At 36.3% G+C, this 14538-nt stretch carries 17 protein-coding genes and 7 pseudogenes; 5 read left to right on the forward strand and 19 right to left on the reverse strand.

All coding sequences use genetic code 11. The annotated features are described in order from the left end of the window. Positions 1-37: 37 nt before the first annotated feature. The 3 genes and pseudogenes from AC07VD_RS10820 to AC07VD_RS10830 all read left to right on the forward strand — a co-directional run bounded on the left by AC07VD_RS10820 (position 38) and on the right by AC07VD_RS10830 (position 1069). Positions 38-556 (forward strand): ImmA/IrrE family metallo-endopeptidase, encoded by a 519-nt coding sequence (locus AC07VD_RS10820; protein WP_416723817.1) that lies wholly within the window; start codon positions 38-40, stop codon positions 554-556. Then, positions 556-954 (forward strand): annotated as a pseudogene (locus AC07VD_RS10825) (sigma-70 family RNA polymerase sigma factor); the annotation flags it as partial. The gene AC07VD_RS10820 and the pseudogene AC07VD_RS10825, both read left to right, overlap by 1 nt. Beyond that, positions 954-1069, forward strand: a pseudogene (locus AC07VD_RS10830) (hypothetical protein). The pseudogenes AC07VD_RS10825 and AC07VD_RS10830, both read left to right, overlap by 1 nt. Here the strand turns inward: AC07VD_RS10830 and AC07VD_RS10835 are convergent. The 19 genes and pseudogenes from AC07VD_RS10835 to bltR form a co-directional block, all read right to left on the reverse strand. Beyond that, a pseudogene (locus AC07VD_RS10835) lies at positions 1035-1232 on the reverse strand (recombinase family protein); the annotation flags it as partial. The pseudogenes AC07VD_RS10830 and AC07VD_RS10835 sit on opposite strands and share 35 nt — an antisense overlap. After that, a complete protein-coding gene (locus tag AC07VD_RS10840; protein WP_129092547.1) occupies positions 1190-1354 on the reverse strand; it encodes a hypothetical protein in 165 nt (54 codons plus the stop codon). The gene AC07VD_RS10840 and the pseudogene AC07VD_RS10835, both read right to left, overlap by 43 nt. Positions 1355-1809: 455 nt before the next feature. After that, entirely contained in the window at positions 1810-2334 is a 525-nt protein-coding gene (locus tag AC07VD_RS10845; protein ID WP_003246192.1) for an NAD(P)H-dependent oxidoreductase, read from the reverse strand. A 247-nt stretch (positions 2335-2581) separates the two neighbouring features. Further along, entirely contained in the window at positions 2582-3058 is a 477-nt protein-coding gene (locus AC07VD_RS10850; RefSeq protein ID WP_004398792.1) for an HXXEE domain-containing protein, read from the reverse strand. A gap of 442 nt (positions 3059-3500) precedes the next feature. Next, positions 3501-4493, reverse strand: coding sequence for a DMT family transporter (locus tag AC07VD_RS10855; protein ID WP_042976635.1), 993 nt, complete (start codon positions 4491-4493; stop codon positions 3501-3503). Beyond that, positions 4480-5139, reverse strand: a complete 660-nt coding sequence (locus AC07VD_RS10860; RefSeq protein ID WP_042976734.1) for a GntR family transcriptional regulator — start codon at positions 5137-5139, stop codon at positions 4480-4482. Before AC07VD_RS10860 ends, AC07VD_RS10855 begins: the two co-directional genes overlap by 14 nt. Positions 5140-5585: 446 nt before the next feature. Continuing rightward, positions 5586-6362, reverse strand: coding sequence for a sulfite exporter TauE/SafE family protein (locus tag AC07VD_RS10865; RefSeq protein ID WP_217018194.1), 777 nt, complete (start codon positions 6360-6362; stop codon positions 5586-5588). A 59-nt stretch (positions 6363-6421) separates the two neighbouring features. Beyond that, complete coding sequence (locus tag AC07VD_RS10870) at positions 6422-6649, reverse strand: sulfurtransferase TusA family protein (protein ID WP_012116896.1); 228 nt, start codon at positions 6647-6649, stop codon at positions 6422-6424. Between the two features lie 33 nt (positions 6650-6682). After that, positions 6683-7817: pseudogene (locus AC07VD_RS10875) on the reverse strand (MBL fold metallo-hydrolase). Between the two features lie 29 nt (positions 7818-7846). Continuing rightward, positions 7847-8228: pseudogene (locus AC07VD_RS10880) on the reverse strand (DsrE/DsrF/DrsH-like family protein). 20 nt (positions 8229-8248) lie between these two features. Next, entirely contained in the window at positions 8249-8806 is a 558-nt protein-coding gene (locus AC07VD_RS10885; RefSeq protein ID WP_086344105.1) for a sulfurtransferase TusA family protein, read from the reverse strand. Positions 8807-8871: 65 nt separating this feature from the next. Then, positions 8872-8967 (reverse strand): annotated as a pseudogene (locus AC07VD_RS10890) (rhodanese-like domain-containing protein); the annotation flags it as partial. Positions 8968-8982: 15 nt separating this feature from the next. Then, on the reverse strand, positions 8983-9465 hold the full coding sequence (locus AC07VD_RS10895) for a DsrE/DsrF/DrsH-like family protein (RefSeq protein ID WP_024572226.1): 483 nt from the start codon (positions 9463-9465) through the stop codon (positions 8983-8985). Between the two features lie 134 nt (positions 9466-9599). After that, positions 9600-9860, reverse strand: coding sequence for a metal-sensitive transcriptional regulator (locus AC07VD_RS10900; protein ID WP_003237170.1), 261 nt, complete (start codon positions 9858-9860; stop codon positions 9600-9602). A gap of 3 nt (positions 9861-9863) precedes the next feature. After that, entirely contained in the window at positions 9864-10199 is a 336-nt protein-coding gene (locus AC07VD_RS10905) for a sulfurtransferase (protein WP_124058699.1), read from the reverse strand. 395 nt (positions 10200-10594) lie between these two features. Continuing rightward, positions 10595-11155: a cupin domain-containing protein gene (locus tag AC07VD_RS10910; RefSeq protein ID WP_494721794.1), complete on the reverse strand. Its 561-nt coding sequence runs from the start codon at positions 11153-11155 to the stop codon at positions 10595-10597. Positions 11156-11377: 222 nt separating this feature from the next. Then, the gene (locus AC07VD_RS10915) at positions 11378-11524 is read right to left on the reverse strand and encodes a hypothetical protein (RefSeq protein ID WP_494721804.1); all 147 of its coding nucleotides are present in this window, start codon (positions 11522-11524) and stop codon (positions 11378-11380) included. Beyond that, a pseudogene (locus AC07VD_RS10920) lies at positions 11502-11615 on the reverse strand (N-acetylmuramoyl-L-alanine amidase); the annotation flags it as partial. The gene AC07VD_RS10915 and the pseudogene AC07VD_RS10920, both read right to left, overlap by 23 nt. 43 nt (positions 11616-11658) lie before the next feature. Beyond that, positions 11659-12480: a multidrug efflux transcriptional regulator BltR gene (gene bltR / locus AC07VD_RS10925; protein ID WP_024572228.1), complete on the reverse strand. Its 822-nt coding sequence runs from the start codon at positions 12478-12480 to the stop codon at positions 11659-11661. Positions 12481-12599: 119 nt separating this feature from the next. Between bltR and blt the strand changes: the two genes are divergently transcribed. Beyond that, positions 12600-13802, forward strand: coding sequence for a multidrug efflux MFS transporter Blt (gene blt / locus AC07VD_RS10930; protein ID WP_217018191.1), 1203 nt, complete (start codon positions 12600-12602; stop codon positions 13800-13802). A gap of 168 nt (positions 13803-13970) precedes the next feature. After that, positions 13971-14429: a spermine/spermidine acetyltransferase gene (gene bltD / locus AC07VD_RS10935; protein ID WP_024572230.1), complete on the forward strand. Its 459-nt coding sequence runs from the start codon at positions 13971-13973 to the stop codon at positions 14427-14429. The last annotated feature ends 109 nt before the right edge of the window (positions 14430-14538 follow it).

The following is a 14538-nucleotide window of genomic DNA, read 5'->3' on the forward strand; positions in this document are numbered from 1 at the left end:
CAATTTTTAGATTGTCGTCTTTAAGGAGGTTTTAATCTTGAGGTATACAAACAGTCATTTAGAGGATTGGATTGAAAACTTATACAAAAAGATTGATATTACAGAACCAGAACAAATTAATTTTGAACGGATTGCCGAGGCTTTAGATATCAAGCTTTCGTTTAAACCTGTTACAAGCTTCGCACTTAAACACAGCGGAATTTATAATATATGCTTGGACAGCCGAAAAAGCCGAACTGAACAATGGTATGATTTCGCTCATGAATTTTGCCATATATATAGACATGAAGGCGATAAAAAAACAATGCCCGCAACCTGGACTGATTATTTAGAGTGGCAGTCCAATTATTTTACATATCACTTTTGCATTCCAACTTTCATGTTGCGAAATATCAACCTTTCGTACATACAATCACATACAATTGAAAATGTAGCTTGGTTATTTAAGGTATCCCCTTCATTCGCTAAGAAACGTTTAAGCATTTATTACAGGAAACTGACTCAACATTTATTTAATCAAACAGTTACGGGAAATCTTTGCACCCCCCTTTTGTAATTAATAATGAAATCCTCATGCATTTGCGCGCATTGAAAAAAACAAAAAAAGACGTCTCCCTTCACGATCCGATCGGGCAGGATAAGGAAGGGAATGAAATAAGCCTGATTGACGTTTTGAAATCAGAAAACGAAGACGTGATAGATACGATCCAGCTCAATATGGAGCTTGAAAAAGTGAAACAATACATTGACATTTTAGATGACCGTGAGAAGGAAGTGATTGTCGGGCGGTTTGGACTTGATTTGAAGAAGGAAAAAACGCAGCGAGAGATTGCCAAAGAACTCGGTATCTCACGCAGCTATGTATCGCGGATTGAAAAGCGGGCGCTGATGAAGATGTTTCATGAGTTTTATCGGGCAGAAAAGGAAAAGCGGAAGAAGGCGAAGGGGAAATAATGCAGAAGAGGCCGGATCTCATATTCCGGCTTTCTCTATTTGAAAGAGTTATGAAAATCATTTTTTCATAGCTGATAAGCTCTCCGAGAAAGACGGTCAGGATCGTAACAAATGACTTGACTTATAAGTCTCTTGCTTGCATCCTCCCTCAAGCGATTCAAAGCCGGACGTTCTAAAAGCTCCCCAGAAAATCCTTCATTGGCATACTTCAGCACATCCTTAGTCCCTGCTTTCTTTATGAAGGCCTCGAACTGGCTGTCGATGCTCGATCCCTTGATCGCTTGTTCCTCGGTATATTGCTATCACCCTGGATCTCCTGCCTATAAAGTTTTATTAAATAATGATAGCAATCGTTCATGCATTTGTCAGCTTGCGGTCCCTCGATGATTATTACCTTCATAAAATGCATCACCCCTTGGGTAATGCTATGTAATAACTGTTTGTCCTAATGAGGTGATTTTCAATGAGTATGAAAACAAATAAAAAACCGATGGTTTGAATCATCGGTTTCTTTTCTGACATATACCACGCCCACTAGTTCCTCAACCTAGTAAAAACATATCATGAGTTACAAAAGCTTTTATTCAAAGCATCTGTTTATTTTATTTATATTTATTTTCATCATTTTTCAGAATTCTGGGCACAAATTGGGCACCTATTAGAGACCAAGGAACTCTACATTTCATTAAGAAATATGTACTCATTGCCCTGCTTTAATTAATTTTAAGCCCTCGCTCTATGCCCCCCCTGAATTCAGTATTCGATGTAACTTTGAAATTAAGTTTATGAAAATCTATCACAAACCCTTATTTTCATAACACATAATTTGTTTCAGCTTCCCTCGCGAATACCGGATTAATGCTCGGCTTTAAGATAGTCAACCAATCTCTCCGCACTGTTCTTAACATCTTCTTTTGAAAGATGAAGTGTCCCATATTGTGTAAACGCAGGAAGAAAACGCATTCCTATATAGTTAGCAGTGACTTGAAACGGTCTGATAAGCTCGCTGATCGTGATATTATATTCTCCGCCTGCTTGATAATCAGATTCCTGTGCGCCTAAGGAGATCGCTAAGAGTAGTTCTTTTCCATGCAATTTAGTTCCTCCAGTTCCATAAGCCCAGCCATGTGTTAACACATCATCTTCCCATTGTTTGAGTAACGCGGGACTGCTGTACCAATACATTGGGAACTGAAAAACGATACGCTCATGATCTAACAGGAGCTGCTGCTCTTTTTCTACATCAATGATAAAATTAGGGTATTCACCGTACAGGTCATGAACCGTAATGTCTTTCTCTTGCTTTAAACGATTCATCCAGGTTTTGTTGACAACAGACGTTTCCAAATTAGGGTGTATAACGATAACTAATGTTTTCATTCGACTGATTATCCTTTCTTTGCCAATTAGTTATTATTGCTTTTAAGATAATGAATTGATTCTAATTTTAAAATAGCAACTTTATTTTACACCTATTTTATCCTTTTTCATGAATTCAGGGCAACTAATTGGGCACCAAAATCAATGATGAATTAAGACATTGTTTTGTAGAAATCCGATATAACAGAATAATCCCTTATTTAGAAAATTTCCACCTTTCCCCTCAATCCTTACCAATTCAAACTCATTAAGGAGATACTTTATCACCAACTTTAAATAATAATGGAATAAGTGCTAATAAAATAATTCCTACAACCAACGTAGATATTATTAACTCCTTCCATACAATCAAATTCTTTAAAAACATTTGATAAATAACTAATGAGTTTACTGGAATGTTAAGCAATAAGCCCGTAAGAAGTCCAGGTGCATACTTTTTCATTACAACAGTTGCGATAAGATGTGGAAAAATAGCGTTGATAACCATAGAACCTAGAAAGCCAATGAAAATCCATTTTGCAATATCTGATTCTGGCATATATAAAAAACCAAATGCAGATAAATAAGCCAACATAGTTATAACAATGACAGCAAAATGAAATTCATTTGAAGTTACTGGCTTTTGAAACTTTGAAGATTGTTGTGACCACTCAGGTAACCAAATAGCTTCCTCAATATTATGAAGTGTAATAGCAAAACAAAAAAATGCTACGAAATAAACCATCTTTCATTTCCCCCTCGTGCCACGTCTCTTAAAAGAATCAACCAATATGGTTTAGCAACATTATATTACAAATGAGGGTGATCTAATATGGTGTTAAAAGACAGAAGAAGCTGCCTAAGTAGTTGCTTCTTTTTTATAAGTGCAATAACGTGTTGTTGGTGTCAAGTTCGTATAAATCTCTCTTACAACTACCTCTGTTAGTGCCATAATCACTTCTCCTTTTTTTAATTAATGTAATTTCGTTTTTGAATTGGATGTCAATGGGGAAGCACCAAAAATAACCGAATTTCGTACGCTAAAGCAAAATTTCATTTAATAAAGAAAAACCGATGTTCCTATATGTGCGGGACATCGGTTTTTGTTCGTATCCTTCTACTTAAAAGTAATAAAATTACCTATACTAACTAGAAAAGGGTTCATACTATACATTTTAAAATATCAATTAAGCACTAATATTTGGGTTATGCGCCGTTTCACCTTTATGGGAAACATAACTATGTGCTATCATTCCTAGCATTATTACAAACATACCACACCAAGATAAAATAGAAGGAAATGAAGAATGTAATAAAATTAGTTCTCCGATAACAGCAAAAAGTACTTCCATGGATTGTGTTGCTTCAACAGTTGCAAGTTTCTGCATATCTCCTTTAACCATATCAGTCGCTTTAAAAAATAAGATAGTTGCAATTACACCCGAACAAATAGCAACTAAAATAGATTGCATAGTTTGCTCTTTACTAGGCAATCCTTCTGTAAAAAGACCATACAAGGATAGTAAAAACCAAAATGGTAAGCTAGCTAATGTCATTCCAAGGACACGTTGATAAGCATCTAGACGATTTCCACAAACCTCCATCATCTTACGATTCCCGAGCGGGTAAGCGAAAGATGCTACAATAACAGGGATAATACCTAACAATATATCTTTTACAGCAAGCGATTTTGCTTGTTCCATTTGCATGAAGAAAATACCAAGAAGAATAATTAATGACATACCCATACCTTTCATTGGGATTTTTCCTCTTTTCTTAAGAATTCCATCTGGTGTTTCAATGGTTTGAATAAAAAGAGGAGCTAACAATGATCCTGATATAATAGTAATTTGCCATGTCCCAGCAATTATCCATCCTGGTGCATGTACAGCGGCAAAGCATAATGGAGCGTAAAATAGACCAAAACCTACGAAACTCCATAAAAACCATGCTCTTAAATTCTCTCTCATAACTTGTAATAATACTTTTAATTTTTTCCTACTCATAACAAGAAGTAAAAGAAATGGAAGCATGAAAACAAATCGTAATGAGGCACTCCATATCCAGCTACCACCTGATAATTCCATTGCTCGATTCAATATAAATGTGAAAGCAAAAAAGAAAGCAGCACATATACCTAAAACAATAGGGCGTAAATTTCTCACCTCAATCTGTCTCATAAGTCAGTAATTCCCCCAGACTTAACCAGTTTTGTTCTACAAGATGTGCTGTTGTTTCTTTATCTTTATTTTTGCATGCTTCTATAATGTGCTGATGTTGTTCTACTGATTTCAAACCATTCATAGAAGTGAACTGAGAAATTTCAAGGCGTTGAATCTTAGATATACTTCGTTCTAGCGCGCGAATGATTTCAGGATTTCCCGCCACATCTAGAAAAACATTGTGGAATAGCTCATCGGCTTCAATTGCTTTTATAATATCTTTTTTCTCAATAGATAGTAGTAAGGCTTTATTACTGAACTCTAATTCTTGAATATCTGCCTCTTTGAGTAATGGTACTGCTAAACGAGCTGCTAATGAATGTAAAGCTGCTACCACAGTAAATGCGTGTTTTGCCTCCTCAAGATTTAATGGTGCAACGCGAGTCACTGAACCAGGAATAGATTCAACCAGTCCTTCATCTTCAAGACGTTTTAGAGCCTCTCTAACCGGAGTACGGCTAATTCCGAATTCTTCTGCTAACTCTTTGTCATTTAAGCGTTGCTCCGGTTGCAGCTCTAATGTAACAATTGCTTTTTTCAAAGTTAGATATACTTCATCTCTTAATGACGTACGTTTAATGGGTTTAATAATATCTTTTTTCATAAAACCAATATATCGGATATTGGTTTTATGGTCAACTGTAATTTTTTCAATCAGATACATTCAATTAGCAAGTTCTAAAAACGACTGTTTATGGTACTTGGTTATTTTAAACAAAAGCTCTAAAAATTCATCCATTTTAAGTACCAAAACCCCGCTGCAATGATGGCGATGGGAACTAACATTGGTCTAAATAAATTGTCTGGTGCTACTCCTGGTATCTCCTACGAAAATAAGAGATATACCATATATCCAAATTTGTTGTTTTTCTAATTTTTCTTTAGTTATCTTCATAGTACTATAGTCAAGACTTGTCCAAGTCACCTTTATCAAAAAGAATTTCATCAAGCACTTGAAACATTTATTGAACGTGAGCAAGTGTTATAACATTAATAAGAAACCAACGAGTGATGAATCTTTTAATCTTTCATTTTACCAGCTGACTCATATCAAAGAAGCTCTAACCAAATTTTAATAGCTGTCGCACCTATTAATTGCGCTAAAATCCATTGCAGGAATTTTGTATTTACTTTTTGCCCAACTGATACGCCAATAGGAGAAGCAATTAAACTAGCAATCATAAGAACCAGAGCTGGTACAAAAAGAACCTGGCCCGTGATTACTTTACCAACTGTTGCGCCAATAGATGAAAGAAATGTAATCGCAAGAGATGAAGCGACTGTGATTCTAACAGGAATATTTAAAATCGATAACATAATGGGGACCAGGATAAAGGCGCCGCCAGCTCCTAAAATACCTGATACACCACCTATGATTAACGCTAGGGACGAAGCCAACCATTTATTAAATATCACTTCTTTGTCTTCGCTATGTTCTTGTCCTTTTTTAGGTATCAACATTAAAATAACTGCTAAAATAGCCAGAATTCCGTATATAAAGTTAATTCCTTTTTCAGATATATAATGAGAAAAGTAACTCCCCAATACACTCCCTAAAAGGATGCTGCTTCCCATGTAAATAATTAATGCTTTATTTAGAAGACCACGCTTACGATAAGCCCAAACACCGCCGAGTGTCGCAAAGAAAACTTGAATAGCCCCTATCCCTGAAACTTCATGGGCAGTTAATGACATCACACCCACTAAAGAAGGAATGTACAATAGCATTGGATAATTAATAACTGCTCCGCCAATACCAATCATTCCGGAAATAAAGGCACCAATAAACCCTATAATGAAAAGAGTTGTGATAAGGGCAATATCCACTTTGGTTTCCTCCTTTCAAAGGAAAAGGGTATCTTTTTATTCGATACCCTTTCACATTATTAGCCTTTTTTAATCCAGAATTTCAATACATCACCTTCATCAGTTTGCTCTAAAAGGTCATGCCCGCCTGATTTAGACCAAGCTGCAAGATCACTTTTAGCTCCCTTATCTGTTGCATGCACTTCTAATATTTGACCTGATTCCAGTTCATTCATCGCTTTTTTTGTCCTGACGATTGGCATTGGGCATGCCAGGCCTTTTGCGTCTAATACTTTATCTGATTTCATGTTCATCTCTCCTCTTTTTAATAGAAACTTGTGTTACCGTATTGCACAGCGGTTTGGACCAATCTCCATTTCACGCTGTTTTTCTTCATCTGGGCTGATTTTCCCCATGTTTGTTTCTCGAATCTCTTGGTATGCATTTGGTTGCGGAGGCAAATGATCTGTTACTAGGTGTCTAAATTCTGTTTCATCCGCAATGTTCAAACCATGGTTCTCGCTAAATAATGTACTTAGTTTTTTACCAACACTTCCATCCTCATTTAGCTCGTCAATGATCATAAAGTGTGCTGGTAATACAATTAAATCCTTTGATAACGCTTTGTAACGGCTATAAAGCGTTTTTCTTAAATCTCCTACCCAATCTTCTGCCATACCGGCTAAGTCTGGTCTGCCAATTGAATCAATAAACAAAATATCACCTGAAAGAAGATACAGATCATCGACAATGAAAGAAGTGGACCCAATCGTGTGCCCCGGAGAATAAATCGGTTGAATTTTAATCGTTGTATTTCCCATGATCATGTCGTTTCCTTCTTCCAACGGCTGATAATCGAATACCACTTCTTCAGCATCTTTAGGCGGTAACCAGTAGGTTGCTTTTGTTTTTTCAGCAATGACTCTGCCGCCTGAAATATGGTCCGCGTGAAGATGTGTATCAAATACGTGAGTAATCGTTGCACTCTTCTCCTTCGCAAAATCCATAAAGAAATCTACCATACGTGTCGCATCAATAATTGCTGCTTCACCATTGGAAATGACCATGTATGACAGGCAGCCTTTACCGATTCGAACAAACTGATACATCTCACCGCCATCTTTTAAATCCCCGACTTTTACCGGCTCTAAATGTTCGCTCCATGCTTTCATTCCACCCTTAAGATAGGATACAGAATGACCTGCTTCAGATAGCATTTCGGATACCATGACGGATGAACCTTCTTTTGCACAAACGACCAGCACTTCTTTATCAGAAGGAATTTTCTCCAAGATATCTTCTACGCCATCTAAAAGATCGAAATACGGTATATTTAAATGGTCAAAGTCATGTCCTTCAATCTTCCAATCGTTAAAATCATTTTCATTACGCACATCCAAAATAAATAAAGGTTCTTTGTTAAAGATTTTTTTTGTCACTTCTTTTGGGGTCATTGCCTTTACGGTCATGTTTCAATACCTCCTATATCGAATCTTTTAGCGGGACTAAAATGTTAAGGATACATCAGCATCTTTAGTAAAATCTAAAAAGGTAACAGCCCCGCCTACTTCGATTCCTTCCATAAAATCATCTTTTGTTAAACCCATAACGTCCATCGTTATTTGACAACCAATTCATGCAACTCCCATTTCAATCAGTTAAGAATAGAAGGCACATTTGCTTTCTTACAACCTTCTGCGAAGTGTTCTTTTCCTTTCGGCATTTCTAAATGTTGATGGGAATGCTTATGGATCAGGTTAATCCCTCGAATGTAAAGAAGATAGATACTTCTTGATCACTTGCTGCTGCCGCAGTCGCAATATTAAATACTTTATAAGCGTCAAACAGGCCACCATTTGCCGCAATAATCGCTACTCTTGTACTTATCTGTTCATCATCCTTTTTATTTATTCTGTTTTACCTGTCCAATCCCGCATACCGGGAACAACATTAATAACCTTTTTAAAACCTTGTTTTTTCATAGTGCGGGCCGCCATTTCACTTCTTCTTCCCGAATGGCAGATAATATAAATTTCATCATTTTCGTTTAATTCGTTAGAGCGCTTTTCCACTTCACCAAGAGGGATATGCACAACTCCAGGGATATGAGCTTTTTCATACTCCTCTATCTCTCGTACATCTAAAATGTTAAGAGACTCGCCACTATCCACTTTCTGTTTGAAAGCTTCTAATGAAATCTCAGGAATTGAAGATGCATTTTCTGATAAATGCTCTCCTCCTTTTCGAAGAAAATGACGAAGTATTTCTCCCTCTGCTTCAGTACCTAGATATTCATGGCCTGTACTTTTTGCCCATGCTTCCAGATCTGCTGTAGAACCTTTATCTGTCGCATGAATTTCCAATACTTCACCAGCTTTTAAATCCTTCATTCTCTTCTTCGTTTTTACGATAGGCATTGGACACGCCAAACCTTTAGCGTCTAGTACAATATTTGCTTTCATCATTTTTTCCTCCTTTTCTCATATAGGGGTGGGGGTATATAAATATACAAAAAGTTTCTCCCTAGAAGTTAATACCATGTATTCATACCCCCTTTTATATTTGTGATCTTTTTAAATCCTTGTTTCTTCAATATTTTACTTGCCTTTAAACTTCTCATTCCGCTTAGCAATGAGTAACATTAGATAAATAAGTTGACACTGCCTTCCTCAGCATCTGCCAAATAGGCTGCTACACCAGCATAGTCGATATCATCTAATAGTTCTTTTTCCTGTAAACCAAGAAGATCCATTGTCATCGTACAAGCTACGAGCTTTACCCCCTGTTCTTGAGCCATCTCAATCAACTGAGGTAATGTAAGTGCATTATGCTTTTTCATCACATTTTTAATCATTTTAGGGCCCATACCTGCAAAGTTCATTTTAGATAAACCCATCTTATCAGCACCACGAGGCATCATCTTTCCAAACATTTTTTCAAGAAATCCTTTTTTCACTGGAATCAGCTCTTCTTTACGTAAAGCGTTTAATCCCCAAAAAGTATGGAAGATCGTCACTTCATGATCGTAGGCAGCTGCACCATTTGCAATAATATAGGCTGCCATTGCTTTATCATAATCCCCGCTAAATAAAACAATTGTTGTGCGTTTTGTTTGTTCTGTCATGTTGATTCTCCTAACTAATTACCCCCATGGGTATATTGAAGTCAAAAAATTTTTCTATTATTCAACTCTTTAAATACCGGTAGGGGTATAATATAACGCATATAAAAATTCGTCAACCTTAGGTTGATGAATTTTTATCGGCTCTTTACCAATAAGTCGACTGCTTCTTTTACTAAATTTTGTGTGTCTTCGCCTTTTTCTAAACTTTCACGAACACAATGTTCAAGGTTTGTGCTCACAATTAAACCCATCGCTCGATCGATAGCATTACGGGAAGCTGCTAATTGGGTCACAACCTCTCTACAATCTTTTCCTTGTTCCATCATAGTCAATACACCTTTAATTTGTCCTTCTATCCGTCGTAAACGGTTTTTAATCTTTTGATCATACTCCATATATCAATGAAATCCTTTCTTAAATTTATTTTTACATTTACATGCTGCCAGTTCATAACTGTTTACATGGATACCTTTGCGCTTTAGAAAACGCACTCCTAAATTTAATTCCACCCGATCACGAGCTATTATGTGTATTTTATCACGTGGAATCTCTAAATAAAAACGTTTTAGATACGCATATGGGATGTTTAAAATAATATTATCCGAAAAATTGGGTACATCGTTATAATGGCGAATATCTAATATTGTCATGTCTATAGCCTTTAATTTATCTTTATGGATACAAGAGATTCCGGTTATAGGATAATAACGTCTATACGTTGCAATGATAATCACAAAAATAAGCAGGAATGCAATAACTAAATAATTGATACTACTTACACCACCTTATTAACTCTTTGTTATTCACAAAACTATAATATACCCCCATAGGTATATAGTCAAGTGTGAAAGTCACTTTCTTTGAGCTGATAGATTCATTTCAATATCCGCGGATTGAAAAAATACTTACATTTCGATAATGCCAATTCTGCTAAAAGTAACTTGAATAAAGAAATAAGCCGATTTTATTTTAAATCGACTTTATTTTATCAATTACTTTTAAAATTAGCACAAGACTGCTTGGATATTACATTGGGTTTCATTTGCATAAAAACAATTCTTAGGTACTGGTTCCCCATGTTTCATGCTGGATGTGACTCCAATTACTCAGAATTCTGCGAATAACTATGCTAATCTTCCGCAGCCACTGCATCTGCTTTGGTTTTATGAACTGTACCAAATGGATGGTTAGGAGGAGCATAAATGGAGTAAAGTTTTAATGGCGTATTACCTGTATTAATCACGTTATGCCAAGTGCCGGCAGGTACAACAATGGCAGAATCATCATAAACATTTCTTTGAAAGTTCAAATGATCTTTGCTCTTTCCCATTTTGACGACCCCACGCCCCTGCTCAATCCGTAAGAACTGGTCAACGTTAGGATGGATTTCCAAACCAATGTCTTCTCCAATACCAAGACTCATCAAAGTAACTTGAAAATGCTTTCCTGTCCATAAAGCAGTACGGAACGTATTGTTTTGTTTTGTGGCTCTATTGATATTTACAACAAATGGTTTTGGTCCATAATCCTTTAAAAGAAGATTTCTATCTTCATATGAAGAGCGCAAATCGGCACCTCTGTGTACGTTCTCCATCTCATTTGGAATAGTCCAACAAACAGATCTTCCATCATTATACATCGGTACAGTCACATAATAATAACATTGAGGCGAAAAAGGGTTATAGTACATTTTTTGATCCCCACAATTATAAATTTTTGTGATAGTATCCTATGCATTTATTAAGGGAGTGTGCTAAATCAAGAAAACTCATATTAAACACAAAAATGAATGTTCGATCACCGTTTGATTCACGGATGAATAATTTATCACCGACCTTGTAATCGTTTTCTGGATGTTGAATTTCACTAGCCTTTGTTAACAAGACATCGAATGACATTTTTATATGATGGATTACCAAAGGTCAACGATCCTAAATTGCTTTTGAACATTTACATAGCACAACAACAGAGTATACGGAATTCTGTTGTTTGTCCCCCCTATCCCAGCTCTTTTAGATTTATCTCTTTGGATGCGCCTTGATGGCCAGCTTTTCAGCAGCGTAGTATTTAGCGCCTCCTGAATCGTTATAGCATATTTCAACGCCGATAGACTTGCGGTTCCCAGTGCAGTTTGTACCGTCACCTGTATGTGGGCTCGCTTTTAGTAAACCAGTTTATATTCTTTTGATAATCTTACACCTCTTTAACTTGAAGGAGGATTTTTGCATATGTATTTTCATACCCGTCAACTACCATCTCATCCAGCATATATTCCTCATATGCATTTTCCCCTATTTGCATTCCATTCTTTTCAATGAACTCAATGATTCTCCGGTACGCCTCTTCAGTATTTCCGCCTATTTCATATCCAACTGCATACAGGCCTTTTGGCCGTACATGATAATTTATGTTCTCTCCCCCATCTTTTACTTTTATATAAAAGTAACTGTAATTGTAGAAGTCTTTTTCTAAGATTTGTTCCCGTGCAAAGATTCCGCCTATCGGATATCCTTCATCTAATTCATTTTGCTGAACTTCATGAATGAGTTCTGAAATGGCTGCCACATATTTTCGTTCCGGTAAGTTTAATGTTTTTCGGCTTAACATGAATGTTTCTTCATTTAAATATTCAAAAGAAATTGAGGAAAAATCAGTCTCAAGTGCTTGTTCAGTAAGCGCCACTTTTGTTTGTAAGATCGTTTGCAACTGCTTAAGCTCATTTATTTTTTTATCAATCTCAATAGACTTTTCTTTTAGAACATGCAGAATCTTGTCTGGTGTTTTTCCTTTTATTAAACACTTTATTTCTTTTAATGGAACCCCAAGCTCTTTAAATAAGCTGATGACTTGAAAAATCTCAAATTGATGATAGGAATAATATCTATACCCATTTTCTTTTTTTATTTCCGGCGAGAAAAGACCAATCTCATCATAATGAAATAAGGTTTGTTTTTTTACACGGCAGAGCTTCGAAAACTCCCCTGTTGTGAAATACTTCTTAACATCTTCGCTCATAAAAACCTCCTTGACTATACGGTAACCATATACCTTATGATTATTGTACTTGAAAAGAGCTTCATTCTACAAAGAAAGGGATAGTAAAAAGGGCTTCAATTTAGTAAAGGGGAATTTAAATGAAAAAATCAATAAATGAGCAAAAAACGATATTCATTATACTATTAAGCAACATCTTCGTAGCATTTCTTGGTATCGGTTTAATCATTCCAGTTATGCCTTCTTTTATGAAAATCATGCATTTATCTGGCAGCACAATGGGTTATCTTGTTGCGGCTTTTGCCATTTCTCAGTTAATTACTTCACCTTTTGCAGGTAGGTGGGTTGACCGTTTCGGGAGAAAAAAAATGATTATTCTCGGGCTGCTTATATTCAGTTTATCTGAGTTGATTTTCGGATTAGGGACCCATGTTTCAATATTTTATTTCTCGAGGATATTGGGTGGTATAAGTGCGGCTTTTATCATGCCCGCGGTAACAGCATATGTAGCTGATATTACAACCCTAAAGGAAAGGTCAAAGGCTATGGGGTATGTTTCTGCTGCAATTAGCACCGGCTTTATTATTGGACCTGGTGCGGGAGGATTTATTGCCGGCTTTGGTATCCGCATGCCGTTTTTCTTCGCCTCCGCCATCGCATTAATAGCAGCTGTCACTTCCGTTTTTATACTAAAAGAGTCATTGTCAATAGAAGAACGCCATCAACTCTCATCTCATACAAAGGAATCAAATTTCATTAAAGACTTGAAGAGATCCATTCATCCTGTCTATTTCATTGCATTTATTATCGTCTTTGTAATGGCTTTTGGTTTATCAGCTTATGAAACGGTATTCAGCTTGTTTTCTGATCATAAATTTGGCTTCACACCAAAAGATATTGCAACCATTATTACGATTAGTTCCATTGTTGCGGTAGTTATTCAAGTTTTACTATTCGGGAAATTGGTCAACAAACTTGGAGAGAAAAGAATGATTCAGCTATGCTTAATAACCGGAGCGATCTTGGCTTTCGTGTCTACTGTTATGTCAGGATTTTTAACTGTTTTGCTTGTAACTTGTTTTATTTTTCTGGCGTTCGATTTGCTACGTCCGGCCTTAACCGCTCATTTATCCAATATGGCCGGTAACCAGCAGGGTTTCGTAGCAGGCATGAACTCCACATACACCAGCCTGGGAAATATATTTGGACCTGCTCTAGGCGGTATACTATTTGATTTTAACATTCATTATCCTTTCCTTTTTGCAGGTTTCGTTATGATTGTCGGCCTTGGCCTTACAATGGTTTGGAAAGAAAAAAAGAATGATGCTACAGCTTTGAATTAATTCAGCCTCTATAAAGTCAAGTCATTTGGATGCAGGGAATGCCTCTGGTTAGGCACAATAAGAAAAGGTACTTAATATGATAGGCTACATGTTGCTTGACGTGAATATAGTTTAAGCTGAGTTTTGGCAATATCAGGATACCGGGATAAGAAAAAAGGAGAATGTAGTATGAGTATAAAAATAAAAGCAGTAACTGATGATAATCGTGCTGCAATTCTTGATCTACATGTCAGCCAGAATCAATTATCATATATTGAATCTACAAAAGTATGTTTAGAAGATGCAAAAGAATGTCACTATTATAAACCTGTCGGGCTTTACTATGAAGGAGATCTAGTCGGTTTTGCAATGTATGGATTGTTTCCCGAGTATGATGAAGATAATAAAAACGGACGAGTCTGGCTTGACCGATTTTTTATTGACGAACGCTATCAGGGAAAAGGATTAGGGAAGAAAATGCTTAAAGCCCTCATTCAGCACCTTGCTGAGCTATATAAATGTAGGAGAATTTATTTAAGTATATTTGAAAATAATATTCATGCTATACGCCTTTATCAAAGGTTTGGTTTTCGATTTAATGGTGAACTCGACTTTAATGGTGAGAAGGTAATGGTAAAAGAGCTATAGATATCCAAGCCTCCTTGTTTGCTGAGTAACGTTTTAACTTCGATAATGATTACCTACTTAAACTGCAAGATCATTGTTTAAAAAAGCCTGGATGAAAATTTCATCTCAG

The organism is Bacillus sp. GW821-FHT01G09 (genome assembly GCF_059422205.1).

Excerpts from the sequence above, each read along its gene's own strand:
- AC07VD_RS10840 (WP_129092547.1), bottom strand. The coding sequence starts at position 1,354 with ATGAAGGTAATAATCATCGAGGGACCGCAAGCTGACAAATGCATGAAC.
- AC07VD_RS10845 (WP_003246192.1), bottom strand. The coding sequence starts at position 2,334 with ATGAAAACATTAGTTATCGTTATACACCCTAATTTGGAAACGTCTGTT.
- AC07VD_RS10850 (WP_004398792.1), bottom strand. The coding sequence starts at position 3,058 with ATGGTTTATTTCGTAGCATTTTTTTGTTTTGCTATTACACTTCATAAT.
- AC07VD_RS10855 (WP_042976635.1), bottom strand. The coding sequence starts at position 4,493 with ATGAGACAGATTGAGGTGAGAAATTTACGCCCTATTGTTTTAGGTATA.
- AC07VD_RS10860 (WP_042976734.1), bottom strand. The coding sequence starts at position 5,139 with ATGAAAAAAGATATTATTAAACCCATTAAACGTACGTCATTAAGAGAT.
- AC07VD_RS10870 (WP_012116896.1), bottom strand. The coding sequence starts at position 6,649 with ATGAAATCAGATAAAGTATTAGACGCAAAAGGCCTGGCATGCCCAATG.
- AC07VD_RS10885 (WP_086344105.1), bottom strand. The coding sequence starts at position 8,806 with ATGATGAAAGCAAATATTGTACTAGACGCTAAAGGTTTGGCGTGTCCA.
- AC07VD_RS10895 (WP_024572226.1), bottom strand. The coding sequence starts at position 9,465 with ATGACAGAACAAACAAAACGCACAACAATTGTTTTATTTAGCGGGGAT.
- AC07VD_RS10900 (WP_003237170.1), bottom strand. The coding sequence starts at position 9,860 with ATGGAGTATGATCAAAAGATTAAAAACCGTTTACGACGGATAGAAGGA.
- AC07VD_RS10910 (WP_494721794.1), bottom strand. The coding sequence starts at position 11,155 with ATGTACTATAACCCTTTTTCGCCTCAATGTTATTATTATGTGACTGTA.
- bltR (WP_024572228.1), bottom strand. The coding sequence starts at position 12,480 with ATGAGCGAAGATGTTAAGAAGTATTTCACAACAGGGGAGTTTTCGAAG.
- blt (WP_217018191.1), top strand. The coding sequence starts at position 12,600 with ATGAAAAAATCAATAAATGAGCAAAAAACGATATTCATTATACTATTA.
- bltD (WP_024572230.1), top strand. The coding sequence starts at position 13,971 with ATGAGTATAAAAATAAAAGCAGTAACTGATGATAATCGTGCTGCAATT.